We start from the raw sequence: 21254 nt of genomic DNA, 5'->3' as shown, positions 1-21254 counted from the left end.
GAGGGCGGGGGTGTCGCTGGACAGCGGTGGGCTCCTGGGAGGGAACGGTGACGAAGGTGGGGGGAACCGCGAGGCGGCTGCGCGGCGTGAACCACAGGGGGACGACGAGTGACGACCACCGTATCGGCCTATGTTCGGCCCTGTACGACGGATGCACGAATTTCACTCGTACGGGAACGAAAGTGCACGGCTTCCCCTGGTCCGCACGGCGAGATCCACAGAGCGGGCATAAATTCGGATCATGTGGCAGATGCGGGCGAAACGTGCGTCGGCGTACGCGGCGACGGCCGTGCTGACCGCGGTGCTGAGCGCCGTGCTCGGGGCCGGTCCCGCGCTCGCCGCACCCGCGGGGACCGCGGCCCCCGGCGCCCCGCCCGCGGAGCGGGCGAGCACGTCCGCCGGGTTCCCCTCGATCCCCGCCGTCCGTTCCTTCACCCCTGCCGCCGGTACCGCCGCCTTCGTACCGGGCCCCGGCTCGCGCGTGGTGGCGCCCGCCGGGAGCGCCGTGGAGGACGAGGCGCGGCTGCTCGCGCAGGAGCTCAGCCGGCCGTACGTCAGTGGGCCCGCCAAACCGGGGGACATCGCGCTTTCACTCGAACGGAGTAGTGCGGGCCCGGAGTCGTACGAGATGACAAGTTCGGCCGACGGGGTGACAGTACGCGCCGGCACCGACGCCGGGGTCTTCTACGGCACGCGGACCCTCCTCCAGGCGGTCCGTTCCACCGGACGGGTGCCGGCCGGCACCGTCGAGGACCGCCCGGACCGGCCGGAGCGCGGACTGATGATCGACATCGGACGCAAGTACTTCAGCCGTGAGTGGCTGGAGGCCAGGGTCCGCGAGCTGGGCGACCTGAAGTACAACCAGCTCCACCTCCACCTCAGCGACGACCAGGGCTTCCGCGTCCAGAGCGACAGCCACCCCGAGATCGTGTCGCCCCGGCATCTGTCGAAGGAGGACATCCGCGCCGTCGTCGACCTGGCCGCGCAGCGGCACATCACCGTCGTCCCGGAGATCGACAGCCCCGGCCACATGGGTGCCGTGCTCGACGCCCACCCGGACCTCCAGCTGCGTTCCGTGGACGGCACCCCCGTGCGCGGGGCGCTGGACATCTCCCGGCCCGGTGCCGCTGGCGTCGTCGACGACCTGCTCGAGGAGTACGCACCGCTCTTCCCCGGTGCCTACTGGCACGTCGGCGGCGACGAGTACGGACCGCTCGTGACGGACCACCCGGAGACGTCCTTCCCGCAGCTCGCCGCGTACGCGCGTGAGCGCTACGGCCCGGACGCCGGGGTGGCCGACGCGGCGGCCGGCTGGCTCAACGACCGCGCCGCCACCCTGCGATCGCTCGGCAAACGGGTCGAGGCCTGGAACGACGGCTTCTCCGGCGGCGCCCGGGTCGCCGCGGACCCGGACCGGGTGGTCGCCTACTGGTCCAGCAACAAACTGCGCGGACGGCTGCCCGAGGACCTCCTGCGCGAGGGCCGGCAGCTGCTCAACCTCAACTCCTGGTACCTCTACTACGTCCTTGGCGCGCCGGAGAACTTCCCCTACCCCAGCGGGCGGCGCATCTACGAGGAGTGGACCCCGGCCGTCGTCTACCGGGACGGCGCCGTGCCCGCGGCGCTCGCGGGACCGGACCGCATCCTCGGCGCGCGGCTGGCCGTCTGGTGCGACCGGGCGGACGCCCAGACCGAGGACGAGGTCGCGGCCGGCATCCGGATGCCCCTGCGCGCGCTCACCCAGAAGCTCTGGGACCCGGGCCCGCCGGTCCTGAGCTGGCAGGACTTCAGCACCCTCGCCGACCGGGCCGGCTGAGCCGCCGTACCCGGCCGTCCCAGGTGAAGCGGCCGAAGTCCGCCTCCCCCCACAGGAGCGTCTTCGGCCGCTTCTGATTGTTAAAGCGTCAACGCGGCCGAAAATGTCACACCCATCGCCAGGGCGGCCCGACAGGTGTGACGATTCAGTGCGAATCCACGCTGTACAGGATGTCGGCGATTCGAGAGGACGGTGTGGCCAGCAACGGGGGGCGCCACGATCCGCGGGCCGACCGCGACATGGAGCTCGGGGCCGCGGTCGGGCGCGCCCAGGGTGGGGACGAGCACGCCTTCGCGGTGGTCTACCGGCTGGTCCAGCCGCTGCTGCTCGGCTACGTGCGCGGCCTCGTCGGCGACGACGCGGAGGACGTCACCTCCGAGGCCTGGCTCGAAATCGCCCGCGACCTCGGCCGGTTCCGCGGGGACGGGGCGGGCTTCCGGGGCTGGGCGGCGACCATAGCCCGGCACCGGGCCCTGGACCACCTGCGGCGCCAGGACGCCAGGCCCCGCGCCCGTCCCCTCGACCCCGAACTGCTGGACCTCCCCGCGGCCGAGGACACCGCGGACCGCGCACTGGAGGCGCTCGCCACCGAGCGCGCCCTCTCCCTGATCGCCTCGCTCCCGCCCGACCAGGCGGAGGCGGTGCTGCTGCGCGTCGTCGTCGGGCTCGACGGGGTGTCCGCGGCCCGGGTGCTGGGCAAGCGCGCGGGAGCGGTCCGTACGGCGGCGCACCGCGGCCTGAAGCGGCTCTCCCGGCTGCTGTCCTGACCCCTGGTGACCGGCGGGTAGCCGCCCCCGGACGCCCTGCCGGCGCCCATGATGGGGCAGTATGGTGCGCGATTCCGAGGGGGAGGCCCGCACGTGGATTTGGCGACCGCGGTACGCGCGGCGCAAGAGGGGGACGAGGACGGCTTCCGGTTCGTGTACCGAGCGGTGCAGCCGCAACTGCTGCAGTACGTACGCTCGCTGGTCGGCGCGGGGGACGCCGAGGACGTGGCGTCGGAGGCGTGGTTGCAGATAGCGCGCGACCTGCCGGGCTTCCACGGCGACGGGGACGCGGTACGCGGCTGGGCGGCCCGGGTCGCCCGCAACCGGGCGCTGGACCACCTGCGGGCGGTGGGCCGCCGGCCGCTGGCCGCCGCCGGGGTGGAGGAACTGCTCGACCGGCCCGCCGTCTCGGACACCGCCGAGGAGGCGGTCGCCGCGGTGGGCACCGGCGCCGCGCTGGCGGCCATCGCCGCCCTTCCCCAGGACCAGGCCGAGGCCGTGCTGCTGCGCGTCGTGATGGGCCTGGACTCCCGGTCGGCGGCCGAGGTCGTCGGCAAGAGGCCCGGTGCGATGCGCATGGCCACCAGCCGCGGCCTGCGCCGTCTGGCTGAGCTGCTGGATTCCGACGGCGGGTCGTCAAGTGTGACGTTTTCGGCGTCCCGAACGCTTGAGGACATGAGATGAGCGATAACCGAGGACAGGACTGGCTGGACGACGCCACCGCCGAGCGGTTGCTGCGGGGTGCCCACGGTGACGACCCCGCGGAGCGGGCCTGGCGCGACGAGCGCGCCGCCGCCGTGGCCGGGTTGCTGGCCGCCGCCGCGGCTCCCGCGCCCCTCGACCCGGAACGCGAGGAGGCCGCCGTCGCCGCGTTCCGTGCCGCGCGCGGCGACGACGCGCTCACCGGGGGTTCCGCGGGCGTCCGCCTCGGCACGGCCGACGACTGGTCGCCCGGCGCGGGCGCGGTGTCCCGGAGCGGGCGGAGCCGTACGCCCCGTCACTCCAGATCGCTGACGGGCACGTTGATCGCGACCGCCGCGGTGGCCGGGGTGAGCGTGGCGGCCGCCGCCGGCGCGCTGCCGGCCCTGCTCGGCAGCGGTGTCCCGGACCCCGCCCCGGTCCACACCCAGAGCGCGGCGACGGCGGCCTCGGACAGCGGTTCGCCGTCACCCGGCCGCACCGCCCCGCCGACCTCCCGCCCCGGCCCCGGGCCCGGTCACGGCCGCCCGGCGGGCGGTACCGGCGGCACCCACGGCACCGTCCTCCCCGGCCGGCCGGCCGGGACGCTGTCCTCCACGCCGTCCTCCACGCCGGCCCTGGACCACAGGGCGCTGTGCCGGGCCTACGCCGCGGCCGGCCGGCACCGCAAGGGCGTGGACGAGCAGGCCTACAAGCAGCTGCGCGAGGCGGCGGGCGGCGGCCAGCGCGAGGTCCGCCGCTACTGCGCCGGGCTGCTCGGCTGGAACGGCGGGCACGGGGGGAACGGCGGCAAGGCCGGGAAGGGGGACGAGCGGGGCGACGACGACTCCCGGGAGGGCCGCGGCCGTTGGAAGAACCGTTCCGGCGGACACCACCGCCAGGGTGGCCACGGCTCGCGCGGCACCGCACGGTCCGCCCCGGTCGCACCGTCCGTACCGGCCTCCAAGGCCGCACCGTCCCCACTGTCCGCCCCGGTCGTACCGTCCGACGGGCGGCCGGGACCGCACCGTGGCCACGGCGGCGAGTGACACTTTCCGGCCGCCGCGCGCTCCCATGGACGGGCCGACTGGTCATCGGCCCCGCGGATCCGGGCACTTCCCGTGCCCACGGGTCCGCACCCGAGCGCGGCCGGGCAGCTCTCCCTCCCGGCCGCGCTCCCGGGCGCGGCGGATGCGGCGGGTGCGGGGTGTGACACTTTCGGCCTCCCGGGCGCTTTAACCAGTAGACCGACTGGTCATCGGTCGAGGGGTCGCCCGGTCCCCCCGTATCGGGCCCCCAACGAGGGACGCGGGCGGAGCGCTTTCCCCCCGCTCCGCCCGCGTCCTCACGTGGTGCCGCAGGGGCGGCGGCGTAGGCTCGACGACGTGATCTTCCGGATCGAGCGGCACTGCCCGCTCCCCGCCGCCGAGGCCTGGCGCCGGGTCACCGACTGGGAACGCCATGCGGAGCTGGTGCCGTTCACCACCGCCGTCGTCACGGGGGAGCGGTCGTTCACGGCACGCACCGGACTCGGGCGGATGGCCGTCGACGACCCCATGGAGATCGTGCGCTGGGAGCCGCCGGACGCGGGCCGTCCCGGGCGGTGCCGGCTGGAGAAGCGCGGCCGGACCGTGCTCGGCTGGGCCGAGATCGAGGTGTGGCCGCGGGAGGCGGGGGGCTCACGCGTGGTGTGGCGCGAGGACCTGAGGGTGCGCCCGCTGCCGGGGGCGTTCGACCGGCCCACCGCGTGGGCCGGCCGGCTGCTGTTCGGGCGGGCGCTGGACGGGCTCCTGGCCCGGGGTCACCAGTAGACGACGACCTTGTCGCCGATCCGCACCTGGTCGAAGAGCGCCGAGATCTTCGCGCGGTCGCGCACGTTGACGCAGCCGTGCGAGGCCCCCGCGTAGCCGCGGGCCGCGAAGTCGGCCGAGTAGTGCACCGCCTGGCCGCCGCTGAAGAACATCGCGTACGGCATGGGCGTGTGGTAGATCGTCGACACGTGGTTCCGGCTCTTGGCGAAGACGCTGAAGGTGCCCTCGCGGGTCGGCGTGTACTGGGAGCCGAAGCGGACGTCCATCGCGGAGACGACCTTGCCGTTCACCACCCAGGCCAGGGTGCGGCTGTTCTTGCTGACGCACAGCACACGGCCGGTCATGCAGCGCGGGTCGAGCTTCGCCACCGGGTTGCTGGTCGGCGGGTACATGGCGCCGTGCGTGGGCTGCCGGGTGACCGAGCGCAGCTTCGCCCAGGTCCTGTCGGTGACGGTGCCCGAGGCGGGCAGCTTGTGACGGGACTGGAAGGCGCGCACCGCGGAGGCGGTGACGTCGCCGTAGTAGCCGGTGGGGTTGCGGCCGAAGAGGCCGAGCTGCTTCAGCCGCGCCTGCAGTTCGCGCACCTTCGCGCTGCTGCTGCCCCGTGCGATCACGACGACCGGCCGGGGGGTGCGGTCGGCCTCCGGCTCCTTCGTGGCGGACGGCGACGCCGTCGGCGAGGGGGAGCCGCTGCCCGGCGCCGTGCCCGGGCTCGTGCTCGGGCTCCCGGAGGGGCTCGCCGTGGGGCCCGCGGTGCCCGGTGCCACGGAGGCCCTGGCGGTGGGCTCGCTCGCCTGGGCCGTACAGCCGGCGAGGAGCGCCCCGGTGAGCAGCGCGGCGGCCGCGGCCGCCGCGCGTGATCTTGTGACGGATATGAGTGCCACTTCGTCCCCCTGGAGATGAGTCGGTACACCCTTTGACTGATTTCCCCGGCATGTAGTTGCACCGGCCCGGTCACGGTTCGCCGCACACTGAGGAATGGGGGCCGAGTCGCTGGAGGCATGACGCATGGCACGCGAGTCCGAATCCGGTCTGCCGATCGAGCCCGTCTACGGCCCCGACGCCCTGGACGGCTGGGACCCGGGCGAACGGCTCGGTGAGCCGGGCGGCTACCCCTACACCCGCGGTGTCCATCCGACGATGTACACCACCCGGCCTTGGACGATGCGCCAGTACGCGGGCTTCGGCACCGCCGCCGAGTCCAACGCGCGCTACCGGCAGCTGATCGCCCACGGCACCACGGGCCTGTCCGTCGCCTTCGACCTGCCGACCCAGATGGGCCACGACAGCGACGCCCCCCTCGCCCACGGCGAGGTCGGCAAGGTCGGCGTGGCCGTCGACTCGGTCGAGGACATGCGGGTGCTCTTCGACGGCATCCCGATGGACCGGGTCTCCACCTCGATGACGATCAACGCGCCCGCCGCCCTGCTGCTCCTGATGTACCAGCTGGTCGGCGAGGAGCAGGGGGTGCCCGCAGACCGGCTCACCGGCACGATCCAGAACGACGTGCTCAAGGAGTACATCGCCCGCGGCACGTACATCTTCCCGCCCAAGCCCTCGCTGCGGCTGGTCGCGGACCTCTTCCGCTACTGCCGCGCCGAGATCCCGCGCTGGAACACCATCTCCATCTCCGGCTACCACATGGCCGAGGCCGGCGCCTCGCCCGCGCAGGAGATCGCCTTCACCCTCGCCGACGGCATCGCGTACGTCCGCACCGCCCTCGCCGCGGGCATGGACGTGGACGACTTCGCGCCCCGGCTGTCCTTCTTCTTCGTCTCGCGCACGACGCTGCTGGAGGAGGTCGCCAAGTTCCGTGCCGCCCGCCGCATCTGGGCCCGCGTCATGCGCGAGGAGTTCGGGGCGAGGAACCCCAGGTCGTGGATGCTGCGCTTCCACACCCAGACCGCGGGCGTCCAGCTGACCGCCCAGCAGCCGGAGGTGAACCTGGTGCGGGTGGCCGTCCAGGGGCTGGCGGCGGTGCTGGGCGGCACGCAGTCGCTGCACACCAACTCCTTCGACGAGGCGATCGCGCTCCCCACCGAGAAGTCCGCCCGGCTCGCGCTGCGCACCCAGCAGGTCCTGGCGTACGAGACCGACGTGACGGCGACCGTGGACCCCTTCGCCGGGTCCTACGTCGTGGAGTCGATGACCGACGACCTGGAGGCGGCCGCGCTGGAGCTGATGGCCAAGGTGGAGGAGTTCGGCGGGGCGGTGAGCGCGATCGAACGGGGCTTCCAGAAGGCCGAGATCGAGCGCAACGCCTACCGGATCGCCCTGGAGACCGACTCCGCGGAGCGGGTGGTCGTCGGCGTCAACCGCTTCCAGCTGGGGGAGGAGGAGCCCTACGAGCCGCTGCGCGTCGACCCCGCGATCGAGGAGGCGCAGGTGGCGCGGCTGGCCGCGCTGCGTGCCGGACGCGACGGGCGGGCCGTGGACTCGGCCTTGTCCGCGCTGCGGAAGGCCGCCGAGGGCACGGAGGACGTCCTGTACCCGATGAGGGACGCGCTCCGTGCCCGGGCCACGGTGGGCGAGGTCTGTGAGGCGCTCCGCGAGGTCTGGGGGACGTACGTCCCCTCGGACGTCTTCTGAGTCACCCGGCGAAGCGGGCGAGCCAGGCGGTGACGCGCTCCGGATCGCACGTGGCGAGGCCGACGTAGCCGTCCGGGCGGACCACGAACAGGCCCTCGCCGTAGGTGCGGTGGACCGCGCTGCCGGGCCCGGCGCGGTGCGCGCGGGCGAAGCCGGGCAGCGCCGGGGGCGGTTCGGCGCCGACGGCCAGCACCGTGAAGTGGGGGCCGCGCAGGACGTCGAAGAGCCGCCCGCCGCCGGTGAGGGGTGCGTCGGGCGCGCGGTCCCCGGCCCGCAGGGCGTCCTCGGCGAGGCCCTCGCGGGTCTCGGCGGTGAGCGGGCCGTCGCGGTAGCCGAGACCGAGCTGGTGGACCTCGGCGCCCCGCTGGTTCATCGGCCGGCCCCGGCTGATGGTGCTGCGGTGCAGGTGCGTGCTCATGCCGAGGACGTCGGCGGCGACCGGCAGACGTTCCTGCTCGTAGCTGTCCAGCAGCTTGGCCGCGGCGCCGTGCCGCAGCACCTGGCCGAGTTTCCAGCCGAGGTTGTAGGCGTCCTGGATGCCGGTGTTGAGGCCCTGGCCGCCCGCGGGGGAGTGGATGTGGGCGGCGTCCCCGGCGAGCAGGACCCGGCCCTCCCGGAAGCGCTCGGCCAGGGCGGCGCGCGGCCGGAAGTCGGAGCTCCACGTGACCTCGAGCACGTCGTCGGCCGCCAGGTGGGTGCGCTGTTCGACGGTCTTGCGCACCCCGTCCGGTGAGGTGTCGGGGCGTTCCGCGCCGGCCGGGTACGTCGCGACGAACTGGAAGTCCCGCTCGGTGCCGCCCATCGGGAAGGCGACCGCGCCGGTGTCGTCCGGGCCCCGCCACACGTGGGTGTGCTCGCGGTCCAGGCCGGTCAGCGTCACGTCGGCGACGAGCATCGGGGCGGGGTCGACGGTCTCGCCGTGCATGGCGATGCCCAGGGCCCTGCGCACGGCGCTGCGCCCGCCGTCGGAGGCGACCAGGTACGCCGCCCGCACGCTCGTGCCGTCGGCCAGTTCCGCGGTCACGCCGTCCGCGTCCTGGGTGAGACCGGTGAGTCCGGCGCCGAAGCGGACCGAGCCGCCCAGTTCGCGCAGCCGCGCGTGCAGGATCTCCTGCGTGCGCCACTGGGGGACCATCCACGTCGCGCCGTAGGGGGCGGCGGAGGTGGCGGGCACCCGCTCGAACATCTCCCACTCGTGGACCGGACGGCCGTCCTGCCAGACGCGGCCCTGCGGGTAGGGGCCGCCCGACGCGAGGACGGCGCCGACCACGCCGAGGTCGTCGAGCACCTCCAGCGAGCGGGGCTGCAGGCCCTTGCCCCGTGAGCCGGGGAACAGCCGGTCGGAGCGCTCCACGACGAGCGCGGGCACACCGCGGCGGGCGAGGTCGATGCCGAGGGCGAGTCCGGTGGGGCCGGCCCCGACGATCAGGACACCGGTTTCCTTAACGCTGTTAAGTTCCATATCCCGAGAGTCCCCTTAACGGTGTTAAATTGTCAAGGGGTGTCGACGGACGGACAGGATGGGCACGTGGCAGCGACGCGACTGGACCGCGACAAGGTGGTGGAGACCGCCCTCGGCCTGCTGAACGAGGAGGGGCTCGAAGGGCTGACCCTGCGCCGGCTCGCCAAGGAGCTCCAGGTGCAGGCACCGGCCCTGTACTGGCACTTCGCCAACAAGCAGGCCCTGCTCGACGCCATGGCCACCCGCATGCTGCGGCAGATGCTGGAGCGCGGCATGGGCCAGGAGGTCCCCGGCTCCGACTGGCGGGACTGGATCGCCACCGCCTGCCGCGGCACGCGTGCGGCCCTGCTGGCCTACCGGGACGGCGCCAAGGTCTTCAGCGGCACGCACCTCACCGACGACAGCCACGCGGGCGCCCTGGAGCGCTACCTGGGTGCCTTCGTCGAGCAGGGCTTCCGCGTCGAGGACGCCCTCAACGCGTGGTTCACCGCGTACACCTTCACCATCGGCTTCGTGATCGAGGAGCAGGCCGTGCAGCCGCTGCCCGGCCGGCGCGACCCGCGCTACGACACCGACGAGCGGCAGGCCCGTCTCGGCGGGGAGTTCCCACTGGTGGGCGAGGCCGGCCGGGAGATGTTCGACCACTACGACGCGCGCTTCGAGACCGGTCTGCGGATCCTCGTCGCGGGCATCGAGCGGACCCTCGCCCCGGACGGCGCGCGGTAGTCACCGCGCGGGCAGCACCGTGCGGCCGTCACCGCACGGGGGCCGGCGCGATCCTCCGCGCCGGCCCCCGTGGCCCTGACGTCCCGCCGTCAGCCGCGGGACGTCACATGCCTGATCCGCCGTGCGACCCTACGCACGGCCGGGTTGGCCGGCAGGAACGCCAGCTGGGACGGCACCGCCCCCGGGAGCGCCAGGGAGGCCAGCCGGCGCCGCTTGAAGTAGCGCCAGGTGCCGGTGTCCAGGCCGTCCGTCAGGTAGCGGACCGCCTCGTCCCGCAGATGCGCGTACGTCTGGTGCTGCATGCAGTAGCCCACGGCGCGCACCAGCGGCGTCAGGTCCCGCTCGACCCGCTCCGCCGTCGGCGGCCGCCAGGCTTCCGCCGCCTCGCGGTACGTCCGGTCCTCCAGGTCCGGCAGGAGGCGGTCGGCGATCGTGACGGGCACGCGGTTGCTGTTCTGGTACGGCGTCAGCCGGTCCAGCACCAGCTCCGTGCCGACCCGGGCGACCGGCAGCCCGTACAGGGCGGAGGCGGTGAACAGCGCGGTGGAGAAGCAGCCGACGACCAGCCGCGGGCGGGCCCGCAGGAAGAGCACCTCGGCGAGCTCGGACGCCCCGGCCACGGTCAGCTCCGCCCCCAGGGCCTCCGCCTCCCGCTCCAGCCGCCGCGACCAGTGCGCGGGCGCCGTCGGGTGCGGCTTGAAGACCACCGTGCGGTGCCCCGCCGCGACGGCGCCGCGCACCATGCGGACGTGCAGCTCCTCCTCCTCGGCGGCGGTGAGGACGTCCAGCGCCGACAGGTACTGGCCGAGCAGCAGCGCGCCGCCCTCGGGGAGGGGAGCCGGGGCCGCGTCGTGGTCCGCGATCCCCGCCAGGACGCCGGTGAAGGCCTCCGCGGGGACGAGCCCTGCGGGGACGTCGTGCTCCGACAGCAGCAGCGGCCGCAGCCCGGGGACCAGGTCCAGGTGCAGCAGCCGGCCCACCCGGGTCGTGACCAGCGGGTCCAGCTTGTCCCGGGTCGGGCCGTAGACCATGAGGCCGTCGGCGTACACCTCGACGGGCGCGCCCGGGAAGACGTTCACCAGCGCCAGGGCCGGGTCGACGTGCAGGGACTCGACGACCAGCTCGACCTCGTCCTCGCCGAGGTCCCACAGGCGCCGCAGGTGGCGCTCCCACAGAGGCACGTCCTCGGGGCGCGGGGACCAGCCGGAGGGGTGCAGCGGGGCGATCGTGTCGTTCCACGAGAGCACCCGGTCGAAACGGCCGCGCAGCGCCCCGAAGCCCGGTGCCGTGTCCAGCGCCGGCGCGATCTCGGGCACGGCGGCGTTGTTGCTGACCAGCAGCAGCCTGCGGTCGGCCGGGGCGAACAGGCCGACGTCCATCGCGGCGGCCACCGTGGCGGCGCCGAACAGCGTCGACGCCAGGAACACCTGGGTACGGGGCATCACGCGGCCACCGCCCCGGCGAGGCCGAGGCGCCTGCGTGTCCGGCGCAGCAGCAGGCTGCGCTTCATGTCCATCGAGTCCAGCGCCTCGTTCAGGATCTCCTGCGGCATCTGCTTCAGGGCGGCCGCGCTCATCGCCTTCAGCTTCCGGGCGACCCGGGGCTCGTAGCGGTCCATGGCGCCCAGGTGGTGCGCGATCACCGCGCAGTAGGTGCGCACCGCCTTGGGCAGGAAGCGGTCCGCGTCGGGGTCCGCCGCGGTCTCGGCGAGGACCTGGTCGAAGGATCGGATGAAGTCCAGCTGGCGGATGTCGCCGATCTGGGTGAGCGAGGTGGCCACCCCGCGCCGGTAGAAGACGCCCAGCAGGCCGACGACCGCGAAGGACTTCGCCTCGCGGTGCAGCCGCCAGATCCACGGCCGGTCCTCGGCGGTGCGCAGCCCGTCGGGGAAGTGCAGCAGGCCCGCGTCGACCAGCCGCCGGTGGTAGATGCCGGCCCAGGCGTACGGGTAGTCCACCGAGGTCGTGCGGTCGGCGGGGAGGATCGCCTCGCGCGGGTCGAGGGCGACCCCGCGGCGGCCGTGCGGCACCCGGGCGACGGTGCGCCTGCGGCCGTGGGAGACGACGTGGTCGGTGCGCACGAAGTCGGTGCCGAGGGTCTCGATGGCCTCCAGCAGCCGGGGCAGGTAGCCCTCGGCCAGCCAGTCGTCGCCGTCGAGGAAGGTCAGGTACTCGCCCCGGGCGGCGTCGATGCCCGTGTTGCGGGCGGTGGCGAGCCCGCCGTTCCTCTCGTGGGAGACGAGTATCGCCCCGGGCAGGTCGGGCAGCGCGCGCTCGAGGATTCCCGGGGTGTCATCCGTTGCGCAGTCGTTCACGAGAATGAACTCGAAATCCGCGCGCGTATTCGCGCGGAGGCTCCTCAACATGTCAGGAGCAAAATCCTGCACGTTGTAGAACGGGACGATGACGGAGAGCTTAACCACGTCGCGCACCCTATGGGGCGGCTCGTCCCCCACCCTGACGCCTTCCCCACCCCAAGGTGAACGGGAGATGGCGGAATCATGAATCCGCCGTCAGGGGCGGCCGATTCCCCATTCGGCGGCGCGTTGTTAACCGTCCGTTGGCGTTGCGTTGGAGACCCGCTCGAAATGCATTCCTAGCGTCTGCGGCGTGCCAGCAAGTACCGCCGACCCGATCAGGGTCACCGTCCTCGCCGACTCGGACACCCGATGGAAATGGGGTGCGCTGACGGCGCGCCGCATCGCCCCGGAGGCGCGGCTCGACGCCCGCCTGCTCCGCGGCCGGGCGACCCCGACCGAGCGCCAGCTCGCCGAGGTCGGCATCCCCGCGGACTCGATGCGCGAGGTCACCGCGGCGCAGTTCCTGGCCGGGACCTCCCGTGACACCGCGGACGTCGTCGTGCTCTCCTGCGTCGGCGGCACCGTCCAGGCCATGCTGCACGGACTCGCCCGCGCCTGGCAGGGCACCCCCCGCCGTCCGGTCGTCGTCACCGGCTACGTCGGGGTCGTCTACGAGAAGCTCGCCGACGGGCTCCTGCTGCGGGCCGGCGCCGACGCCGTGCTCGCCAACAGCGCCCACGACGCGCAGCGCTTCCGCGACGTCTACGAGGGCGTCGGCACCGACGCCGGGACGGTCGTGGAGACCGCCCTGCCCTTCCTGGAGGGCAAGCCCTACGAGCCCTCCGGGGACCGGCCGTTCACCGTGGTCTTCGCCGTCCAGCCCTCCGTGCCGGACAGCCGCAGGGACCGCACGTACCTGCTGGGCCGCGCGGTGGACCACGCGCGCTTCCACCCGGAGCGCGAGGTGCTGGTCAAGCTGCGCAGCAAGCCGGGCGAGCACACCACGCACATCGAGGAACAGCCGTACCAGAAGCTGGTGTCCAAGCTGGACCCGCCGAAGAACCTCAAGCTCGTCTACGGGCACATGGGCGAGGTCCTGGACCGCACCGACCTGCTGGTCACGGTGAGTTCGACGGCCGCGCTGGAGTCCATGCACCGCGGCATCCCCACGGCCGTCCTCACCGACCTCGGGATCCGCGAGGCGCTCGGCAACCACCACTTCCTCGGTTCCGGCGCCTACGCCTCCTGGGACCAGATCGACTCCGGCGAGGTGCCGAGGGTGCACCCCGAGTGGGCCCGCAACCAGGGCATCGCCTCCGACGGCGACCCCTTCCGTGCCGTGCGCGAGCGCGTCACGGAACTGGCCGCCGCCCCTGTGCTCCCGCCGCTGGCGCCGTACTACACGACCACCACCGCGCCCGGTTACCTGCCCGGCGTGCTCGCCCGCCACGGCCTCGACCCGAAGGGCGAGCCGCTGCCCGGCGCCGCGACCGAGCCCACCGAGCCCAGCCCGCTGCGCCGGGCCGTGCGCGACATCGCGCGCAACTCCGCGCGCGCCGCGTACCGCCAGGGCGTGCAGCGCGTCGCGCCCGTGATCCGCAGGTGGGGCCAGCTGTGAACCCGCCCCCCAAGTCGCAAGGAGCCACCATGCCAACGGTGTTGGCCGTCATTCCCGCCCGCGGCGGCTCGAAGGGCGTACCCGGCAAGAACCTCGCACCCGTCGGCGGTGTGCCGCTGGTCGTCCGCGCCGTGCGCGCCTGCCGCGAGGCCGACCTCGTCACCGACGTCGTCGTCTCCACCGACGACCCCGCCATCGCCGACGCGGCCCGCACCGCCGGCGCCGAGGTCGTCCTGCGCCCGGCCGCCATCGCCGGGGACACCGCCACCAGCGAGGCCGCGGTCCTGCACGCGATGGACGCGCACGAGGCGATGACCGGGCGCGGCGCCGACGTGGTGCTGCTCGTCCAGTGCACCAGCCCGTTCATCACCACCGAGGACGTCAACGGCGTGGTCGCCGCGATCGTCGAGGACGGCGCGGACACGGCCGTGACCGTGGCCCCCTTCCACGGCTTCATCTGGCGTGACGCCGCCGACCAGATCGGCGCCGCCGCCGCCGCGGCCGCCGACGAGGCCGCCGAGGGCGGCCGGTCCCGTACGACGGTGGCCGCCGCGACCGGCGGCTACGGCGTCAACCACGACAAGGCCCACCGCCCGCGTCGCCAGGACCGCCCGCAGGACCTGCTGGAGACCGGCGCCGCCTACGCGATGCGCGTCCCGGGCTTCCGCGAGGCGAAGCACCGCTTCTTCGGCCACACCGCGCTGGTGCGGACCGACCCCGCCAAGGTCCTGGAGATCGACGAGCCGGACGACCTGGCCCGCGCCCGCGCCCTGGCCCCGCTGCTCGACCCCGCGACGGAGACCGCCCCCGAGGCGCCGGCGCACCCGACCCGCGACGACATCGACGCGGTCGTGCTCGACTTCGACGGCACCCAGACCGACGACACGGTGCTGGTCGACTCCGAAGGACGCGAGGCCGTCACCGTGCACCGCGGTGACGGGCTCGGGATCGCCGCCCTGCGCGACAACGGCCTGCCCGTCCTGATCCTGTCCACGGAGACCAACCCGGTCGTCGCCGCGCGGGCCCGCAAGCTCAAGGTCCCCGTGCTCCACGGCATCGACCGCAAGGACCTCGCACTCAAGCAGTGGTGCGAGGAGCAAGGAATCGCCCCCGAGCGGGTCCTGTACGTCGGCAACGACGTCAACGACCTCGGCTGTTTCGCGCTCGTCGGCTGGCCCACGGCCGTCGCCAACGCGCACGACATCGTCAAGGACGCCGCCCGCTCCGTCACCGCAATGCCCGGAGGACGCGGAGCTGTCCGCGAGATCGCCTCGTGGATCCTCGGCCCCTCACTTTCCCGAAGGGAACTCTCCCAGTGACCACCACCAACGCCCGCCTTCGTCCGATCGGCGACCGCCTGGTCGGCCCCGGCCAGCCCGTCTACGTCACCGGCGAGATCGGCATCAACCACAACGGCTCCCTCGAGGACGCCTTCGCCCTGATCGACGCGGCCGTGGAGGCCGGCGCCGACGGTGTGAAGTTCCAGAAGCGCACCCCGGAGATCTGCACCCCGCGCGACCAGTGGGACATCGAGCGTGACACCCCCTGGGGCCGCATGACGTACATCGACTACCGCCACAAGGTGGAGTTCGGTGAGGACGAGTACCGCGCGATCGACGAGTACTGCACCAAGAAGGGCATCGACTGGTTCGCCTCCCCGTGGGACGTCCCCTCGGTCGAGTTCCTGGAGAAGTTCGAGAACGTCCGCGTCCACAAGGTCGCCTCGGCCTCGCTGACCGACGACGAGCTGCTGCGCGCCCTGCGCGCCACCGGCAAGACGGTCATCCTCTCCACCGGCATGTCCACCCCGAAGCAGATCCGCCACGCGGTGGAGGTGCTCGGCAGCGAGAACATCATCCTGTGCCACGCCACCTCGACCTACCCGGCGAAGCACGAGGAGCTCAACCTGCGGATGATCAACACCCTGCAGGGTGAGTTCCCGAACGTGCCGGTCGGCTACTCCGGCCACGAGATCGGCCTGCAGACCACGCTCGCGGCCGTCGCCCTCGGCGCGGTCTTCGTGGAGCGCCACATCACCCTCGACCGCGCCAACTGGGGCTCGGACCAGGCCGCCTCCGTCGAGCCGCAGGGTCTGGACCGCCTGGTCCGCGACATCCGCATCATCGAGCAGGCGCTCGGCGACGGTGTCAAGAAGGTCTACGAGGGCGAGCTCGGCCCGATGAAGAAGCTGCGCCGCGTGCCCGGCGTCATCGCCGAGCAGGAGGCGGCGCAGGCGGCCGCCGCGGCCGAGCCGCAGTCGGTGTCGGCCTGATCCATGAGCGACAGCGGCACTCTGGCACTCGTAGAGAGCCCCGTTCAGCTGCTCAACGTGCTGGAGTGGGCGCATGTTCACCCGCCCGCGGTGCCCACGCCGCGGCCCGGGACGGCCACGGCCGTCCCGGGCCCGGTGGCGCCCGGGCGGCCGCTCACCATCGTCGCCCTCGCCCCGCGTGACCCCATGACGCGTGGCCAGCTCCGTCGCATGACGGAGCTGGCGATGGACGAGGGCATCACGGTGCGCTGGTGCGAAGCCCGTTCCTCCCGGGGTTCGCTGTTGCGCACCGCCGTCGAACTGACCCCGGCCCTGCGGGCCGCGGGACGGGTCGTCCTCGGCGACCCCTTCTCCCGGCTGGTGCAGGTGCTCCTGCCGCTCAGCCGGGCGAAGGAGATCACCGTCGTGGACGACGGCACGGCGACCATGGAGTTCACCGAACTCCTCGCCAGGGGTGCCCGGCTCGTCCGCTGGCACCGCAGCGGCCGCCGGCTGTCGCCGGTGGAAGCGGCCTTCGGCGTCTTCGCCTCGGCCGCCCGGCGTCGACTCACCCCAGGCGCCGGGCGGCGGGTCGAGCTGTTCAGCTCGATGCCCGCCTCCCCTCCCCCCGGAATGGCGCTGCGGACCAACCGCTTCGCCTGGACACGGGCACGGTTCGGCCCGCCCACCATCAGTGCCGGCACCGACATCGTGGGCACCTCCCTCGTGGAGACCGGGGTGGTCGACCCCGAGCGCTACCTGGCCGCCGTCGCCGCCCTGACCCGGGCGCACGGTGCCACCCGCTACTTCGCGCACCGCCGGGAGAGCGCCGACAAGCTGCACCGGCTCTCCGCGGAGACCGGGCTGCAGATCGTCCGGCCCGACCTGCCGCTGGAACTGATCGCCCGCCGTGGCCCGATCGGGCACACGGTCCTGAGCTTCCCCTCCACGGTCGTGCACACCCTGCCGCTCGCCCTGGAGGGCACCGGAGTCAAGATCAGGGTCTGCGACGTCGATCCGGAGTGGCTGACCGACCGGGCCTCGCCGCGGGCCCAGAGCTTCCTGTCCGGGATCACCGGCAGCGCCCGCGACCTGCACGGCCTGGCCTCGGTGGCCTCGGGCACGGCCGCCGTCAACTGAGCCCGTCCGGCCGGACGGGCGGACGGCCGGACGGACGAGACCGACCCGCACCGGCCCGCCGGCCCGTTCCGCCGGCGGGTCAGTGCGTCACGGAGACGACCTCCATCTCCGTCGGCAGACCGCCGCTGCCCAGCTGGGCAGCGAGCCGGCCGGCGGAGCTGCGGGTGTAGTTGCCGGTGATGACGGCGGTGCCGCCGGTGATGGCCGAGTTGACCAGCGGCGCCGACAGCACCGCGCCGTCCAGCACCATCGCGCACTGGTTGGCCGGGCTCAGCTGCGTCGCCAGACGCGCGGTGAGGTCGGCGAACTTCCGTGCGCCGCTGCTGCCGAAGGTCATCCGGATCTGCCATCCGGCGGCGTTCCGCGTGTCGAGCACGGCCTCCGCGTCGCTGATCTCGGTGCCGCCCAGGGCGACGGGTCCGAGCAGGTACTTCGTCCACGTGCCGCTCTCGGCCCGTTCGGCGCAGGCCACGGCCCACCGTGCGTCGCCCTGCTGGTGGTCGACCCGCTGGGCGGGCGCCGAGCAGTCCAGAGCGGCGTACTCCGCGCCGCCGGGACCCGTCCCGGAGCCGGACGGGGGCGCGGGCGAGCCGGCGCCGGAGGCCTCCAGCAGCACCACCGGCCGGAAGACCAGGACCGCGGGCTTCCCCAGCGAGGCGATCTCCCGCTCGCTCCCTCCGCGCAGGGAGAGGGTGACCCGGCCCGCGCCTGCCTCCACGGTGACGTCCTCGTAGCCGAAGCCCTCGGCGCGCTTGCCCATGAGGTCGGCGATCTGCCGCAGCCGCGCCGCGTCCACGGGATCACGCGGGGCGAACACCGCCTTCGTACGGGGGCCGTCGGCGGACTTGCCCGCCCCCTCGCCGTCCCCCGGCAGGGAGCACGCCGCCGCGAGCGCCGCACAGCAGACCGCGAGCGCCGCCGTCGACCGCCCGCGGCGCGGACGCTCACCCACCGGTGATCGCCCGTACGCTCTCGTGCACCGCCGTGACCAGCCCGGTCAGCGCGGTGGCGTCGCCGACGAGGGCCCGCAGCCGGGTCAGCCGTTCGCCCACCCGGCGGCCGTCCACCTCCTCCGCCGTGAGGTCGTCCGCCAGGGCGCCGGCCTCCTCCCCGGCGGCCTCGGCGCCCTCCAAGGCGTCCAGGCGGCGGCGGAGTTCGCCGATCGCGGCGAGCGCCGCGCGCAGCGCCTCGGCGTCCGTGCCGTCCTTGCGGGCGGACGCCCCGTGCCCGGCGGCCAGGGCCGAGTCGCTGACCCGGGCGTCGCCCGCGATCACGATGCCGTGGTTGACCTGCGGAGCCGGATCCTGCGGCGTCACTTCGCGCCCCCCTCACTGCCCGTCCCGGCCGCGGGCTGCCGGCCGCCGGTGGAGATCGCGGCGGCACCGGAGCCCGCCGCGATGCTGCCGCTCATGGAGCCGCCGGTCATCATGATCCCCTGGTTGAGGATGACGTTCCGATGCTGCGTCAGATCACCACGGTCCAGGCCGTGTTCGGCGAGAAACTCGGCGAGCGTGCCGAGGATCTGCAGCTCGATCTGCTTGCCGATCCGCGTGACGTCCACCTTCTGGAAGAAGTCGCGGTAGGTGTGCGAGGACGCCAGCTCGCGCAGGCTGATCCTGGCGCCGAAGTCATAGCGCCGGTCGTCCGTGATGGCCGTCCGCTGCGCCGCCAGGGCGCGCTCGCGCCGGGCCGGGGCGCGCAGCTCCGCATAGGCGTCGGGCAGCGCGGACATCAGCACCGAGCGGCTGAGCAGCAGCGCGTCCGCGAGTCCGGGCGCCGCCTCCTCGGCCTCCTCGGGACGGGAGACGGAGTCGGCGACCCGGTAGGCCTCCCGGACCGGGGTCAGCACCAGGGTGTTGGCCTGCAGGTACAGCGTCGCCCCGCTCACCGCGGTCTGGACGAAGACCGACAGCACCAGGTCCGTTCCCCAACTGCGCACCTGCGCGGCCAGGCAGTGCCGTACGGGGCCGTCGACGACGCCCCGGGCCGCCGCGATCCGCTCCGAGGAGAGCTGGTCGGCCGGCCTGCCCTCGGGCGGCCAGTGGCCCGCGGCGCCGGGCCAGAACACCGCCTCCCCGTACAGCGCGTTCTGCCGCAGTTCCGTGCCGTGGACGAAGACCTTCTCCGCGACCTCCAGGCCGGGGATCCGGTCCACCGGCGAGGCCGCGGCCGCGCGCAGGGCGTCGAGGTCGTCGGCCATCCGCCGGATCAGCCCGGCCGTGTCGAAGGGCACCGGCGGCGGCTCCTGCCCGGAGCCCGGCTCGTGGCCCTCGGGGGTCAGCCGCATCGCGAAGGACCATGAGGTGACCTCGTCGCCCGCACCCACGAAGGGCCGGTAGCCGCTGTAGACGACGAGGTTCGCGTCGCCGCCCACGGAGGACTGCGGCAGCCCCGCCGCGTCCGGGTCGCGGGGCGGATCCTCCGCGGGGGAGCGGAAGGCCTCACGGGTCAGCTGCTCACGGATGGCCTTCCACGCCGCGTTGCGCTGCTCCCAGGTGAACAGCCACGGGCAGCCGATCAGCAGCACCAGCGTCAGCAGGAAGGTCACCACCGGTCCGGCGCTCGGCCAGAACGGCACCAGCGCGCCGAGCCAGGAGGCCGCCAGCAGGACGGCGAGCTGCACCGCCAGGGCCCGCAGCACCGCCATGACGGCCGGGTCGCGCTGCCCCTCCCGGACCCGGCGCCGCCTCGGCAGCACCGAGCCCGCCTGCGTGCCGCCCCCGGGCAGGAAGGCGGTGGCGAACCAGTAGGCGAGGGTGGTCACCGGGGCGACCAGCAGCGAGAGGACGAAGGCGGCGCCGACGGCCAGATCCCGTTTGCGCAGGTCGCGCAAGGTCTGCTCGGCGTGGGCGCCGACCCGGTCGAGGTCGACGCCGTAGGAGGGCGCGCAGGCCCGGTACCGCTCGTGCCGCAGCTCGTGCACCACCCGGCGCGCGAAGCCCTCGTCCAGACGCGCCCCCGCGCACATGTAGCGGGTGGACGCGCTCCAGTCCTCCTCGGCGCCGTACGGAGCCGCGGACGCCCCCTGCGGCGTCCGCGGCGCGTGCCCGGGGCGGGGCGGTGGCACCGCGGCCGTGCCCCCGTCGCCCGCATCCCCACCGCCCGCGCCGTCCGTGCCGTACGCCTCCGTGTCCCCGGTGGCCCCCGTGCTCCCGGCGCCCGGGTATCGCGATGTCACACGCCCCACCCCTTTTCCCCTCGTCACACCAGTCTGGTGGCCGCCGGCGAGCTCCCGAAAGGCGCGGCAAGAGGGAAAACCGGCCGCGCCGGGGCGTGTTGAAGTGCGGGGGCGCGCAAGGGCGCGCGGGTCGGCGGCCGGTGTCGTTCCACTCTCCGCAAGATCCACTTCACCGAGCGGTCACCCGTACCCGGTTGTCTTCATCCATGGCAACGGCACCGAGGTCCGCGCCGCGCATTGCGGTCCTCGCGGACAGCGCGCTCGACGGCGACTCCCGGGCGCACCGTGTGGCGGCGGCCGCGGCCGCCGCGGGGTACGAGGTCACGCTCATCGGCCGCGCCCCGGAAGGGCCGCGCCCCTCCGGACGCGGTGCCGGCACCGTGCCCGGGGGAGTGCGGCTCATCCGCGTCACCGTCGCCGAGACGCTCCACCGGCGTCGGCTGCAGCGCCCCCGTCCGGGCCTGCGGCACGCCCTCGCCTACCGCAGCTCCGAGTCGCACGCCTACCGCAACGCGCTGCTCGCCGCCCACACGGCCCTGCTGGCCTCCCGCGGGGCCGAGCTGGACGTGATCCACCGCCCTTTACCGGTGAAGGCCGCCGCCCGGCTGGCCCACGCGGGCGGCAGGTTCCGGCACGTGCTGCGCCGCGCCTGGACGGCGCTGCGCTCGGCGCAGTACCGCGCCGCCGTCCGCCGCCGCGCCACCCCCGGCGGACCCCTGGAAGGCGCCGCCGCCACCGCGACCCGGCTGCTGCTCGGCAAGCGCTGCTGGCGCCGGCTCGACCCGCTCCTGCTCGACCTGGAGATCGCCTACGGCCCGGTCCTCGACGAACTGCGCCCCCACCTCGTGCACGCCCTGGGCCACCGGACCCTGGGCACCGCCGTGCGGGCCGCGATGCGCGCCGAGGGCACCGGCCACCG

18 protein-coding genes and 1 pseudogene are annotated in these 21254 nt (G+C 74.1%); 12 read left to right on the top strand and 7 right to left on the bottom strand.

Annotated elements, in window-relative coordinates; translation table 11 throughout:
* Positions 1 to 250: 250 nt before the first annotated feature.
* The 5 genes from PV350_RS30845 (at position 251) to PV350_RS30825 (ending at position 5072) form a co-directional block, all read left to right on the top strand.
* Entirely contained in the window at positions 251 to 1816 is a 1566-nt protein-coding gene (locus PV350_RS30845; RefSeq protein ID WP_499513585.1) for a beta-N-acetylhexosaminidase, read from the top strand.
* A 239-nt stretch (positions 1817 to 2055) separates the two neighbouring features.
* Positions 2056 to 2583 (top strand): RNA polymerase sigma factor, encoded by a 528-nt coding sequence (locus PV350_RS30840; RefSeq protein WP_499516922.1) that lies wholly within the window; start codon positions 2056 to 2058, stop codon positions 2581 to 2583.
* A gap of 51 nt (positions 2584 to 2634) precedes the next feature.
* Complete coding sequence (locus tag PV350_RS30835) at positions 2635 to 3267, top strand: RNA polymerase sigma factor (protein ID WP_499516923.1); 633 nt, start codon at positions 2635 to 2637, stop codon at positions 3265 to 3267.
* Positions 3264 to 4310, top strand: a complete 1047-nt coding sequence (locus tag PV350_RS30830; RefSeq protein WP_500337161.1) for a hypothetical protein — start codon at positions 3264 to 3266, stop codon at positions 4308 to 4310. Before PV350_RS30835 ends, PV350_RS30830 begins: the two co-directional genes overlap by 4 nt.
* A gap of 336 nt (positions 4311 to 4646) precedes the next feature.
* Positions 4647 to 5072 (top strand): SRPBCC family protein, encoded by a 426-nt coding sequence (locus tag PV350_RS30825; protein WP_500337160.1) that lies wholly within the window; start codon positions 4647 to 4649, stop codon positions 5070 to 5072.
* Here the strand turns inward: PV350_RS30825 and PV350_RS30820 are convergent.
* Positions 5063 to 5956: a L,D-transpeptidase family protein gene (locus PV350_RS30820; RefSeq protein WP_500337159.1), complete on the bottom strand. Its 894-nt coding sequence runs from the start codon at positions 5954 to 5956 to the stop codon at positions 5063 to 5065. The two genes, PV350_RS30825 and PV350_RS30820, sit on opposite strands and share 10 nt — an antisense overlap.
* 124 nt (positions 5957 to 6080) lie before the next feature.
* Between PV350_RS30820 and PV350_RS30815 the strand changes: the two genes are divergently transcribed.
* On the top strand, positions 6081 to 7661 hold the full coding sequence (locus PV350_RS30815) for an acyl-CoA mutase large subunit family protein (RefSeq protein WP_500337158.1): 1581 nt from the start codon (positions 6081 to 6083) through the stop codon (positions 7659 to 7661).
* Position 7662: 1 nt separating this feature from the next.
* Here PV350_RS30815 and PV350_RS30810 read toward each other — a convergent pair whose 3' ends face one another.
* Positions 7663 to 9123: an FAD-dependent monooxygenase gene (locus PV350_RS30810; protein WP_500337157.1), complete on the bottom strand. Its 1461-nt coding sequence runs from the start codon at positions 9121 to 9123 to the stop codon at positions 7663 to 7665.
* A 66-nt stretch (positions 9124 to 9189) separates the two neighbouring features.
* Between PV350_RS30810 and PV350_RS30805 the strand changes: the two genes are divergently transcribed.
* On the top strand, positions 9190 to 9849 hold the full coding sequence (locus PV350_RS30805) for a TetR/AcrR family transcriptional regulator C-terminal domain-containing protein (protein ID WP_499513591.1): 660 nt from the start codon (positions 9190 to 9192) through the stop codon (positions 9847 to 9849).
* Between the two features lie 89 nt (positions 9850 to 9938).
* Here PV350_RS30805 and PV350_RS30800 read toward each other — a convergent pair whose 3' ends face one another.
* Both PV350_RS30800 and PV350_RS30795 read right to left on the bottom strand, forming a co-directional pair.
* The gene (locus PV350_RS30800; RefSeq protein ID WP_500337156.1) at positions 9939 to 11291 is read right to left on the bottom strand and encodes a polysialyltransferase family glycosyltransferase; all 1353 of its coding nucleotides are present in this window, start codon (positions 11289 to 11291) and stop codon (positions 9939 to 9941) included.
* A complete protein-coding gene (locus PV350_RS30795) occupies positions 11291 to 12271 on the bottom strand; it encodes a glycosyltransferase family 2 protein (protein ID WP_500337155.1) in 981 nt (326 codons plus the stop codon). Before PV350_RS30795 ends, PV350_RS30800 begins: the two co-directional genes overlap by 1 nt.
* A gap of 187 nt (positions 12272 to 12458) precedes the next feature.
* Here PV350_RS30795 and PV350_RS30790 point away from each other — a divergent pair, with 187 nt between their 5' ends.
* Genes PV350_RS30790 through PV350_RS30775 form a run of 4 tightly spaced genes read left to right on the top strand, consistent with a single transcriptional unit; the run spans position 12459 to position 17157 of the window.
* On the top strand, positions 12459 to 13766 hold the full coding sequence (locus PV350_RS30790) for a DUF6716 putative glycosyltransferase (protein WP_500337154.1): 1308 nt from the start codon (positions 12459 to 12461) through the stop codon (positions 13764 to 13766).
* A 29-nt stretch (positions 13767 to 13795) separates the two neighbouring features.
* Complete coding sequence (locus PV350_RS30785; RefSeq protein ID WP_499513595.1) at positions 13796 to 15085, top strand: cytidylyltransferase domain-containing protein; 1290 nt, start codon at positions 13796 to 13798, stop codon at positions 15083 to 15085.
* Positions 15082 to 16038 carry an N-acetylneuraminate synthase family protein gene (locus PV350_RS30780; protein ID WP_500326633.1) on the top strand — a complete coding sequence of 319 codons (957 nt, stop codon included), beginning with the start codon at positions 15082 to 15084 and terminating at the stop codon, positions 16036 to 16038. The genes PV350_RS30785 and PV350_RS30780 overlap by 4 nt, the downstream gene beginning before the upstream one ends.
* Positions 16039 to 16041: 3 nt before the next feature.
* Entirely contained in the window at positions 16042 to 17157 is a 1116-nt protein-coding gene (locus tag PV350_RS30775) for a hypothetical protein (RefSeq protein ID WP_499513597.1), read from the top strand.
* 79 nt (positions 17158 to 17236) lie between these two features.
* Here PV350_RS30775 and PV350_RS30770 read toward each other — a convergent pair whose 3' ends face one another.
* Genes PV350_RS30770 through PV350_RS30760 form a run of 3 tightly spaced genes read right to left on the bottom strand, consistent with a single transcriptional unit; the run spans position 17237 to position 20335 of the window.
* The gene (locus tag PV350_RS30770) at positions 17237 to 18109 is read right to left on the bottom strand and encodes a SecDF P1 head subdomain-containing protein (protein WP_500337153.1); all 873 of its coding nucleotides are present in this window, start codon (positions 18107 to 18109) and stop codon (positions 17237 to 17239) included.
* Positions 18102 to 18473 carry a hypothetical protein gene (locus PV350_RS30765; protein ID WP_499513599.1) on the bottom strand — a complete coding sequence of 124 codons (372 nt, stop codon included), beginning with the start codon at positions 18471 to 18473 and terminating at the stop codon, positions 18102 to 18104. The genes PV350_RS30770 and PV350_RS30765 overlap by 8 nt, the downstream gene beginning before the upstream one ends.
* Positions 18470 to 20335 (bottom strand): AbeC-like domain-containing protein, encoded by a 1866-nt coding sequence (locus tag PV350_RS30760; RefSeq protein ID WP_500337152.1) that lies wholly within the window; start codon positions 20333 to 20335, stop codon positions 18470 to 18472. Before PV350_RS30760 ends, PV350_RS30765 begins: the two co-directional genes overlap by 4 nt.
* A 206-nt stretch (positions 20336 to 20541) precedes the next feature.
* On the opposite strand from PV350_RS30760, the pseudogene PV350_RS30755 reads away from it, so the two are divergent.
* A pseudogene (locus tag PV350_RS30755) lies at positions 20542 to 21254 on the top strand (glycosyl transferase family 1); the annotation flags it as partial.

The sequence above is a fragment of the Streptomyces sp. PA03-6a genome, from assembly GCF_033792765.1.
Classification (GTDB): Bacteria; Actinomycetota; Actinomycetes; order Streptomycetales; family Streptomycetaceae; genus Actinacidiphila.
The sequence above is the reverse complement of the archived record's forward strand: the minus strand, read 5'-3'. Positions and strand labels throughout refer to the sequence as shown.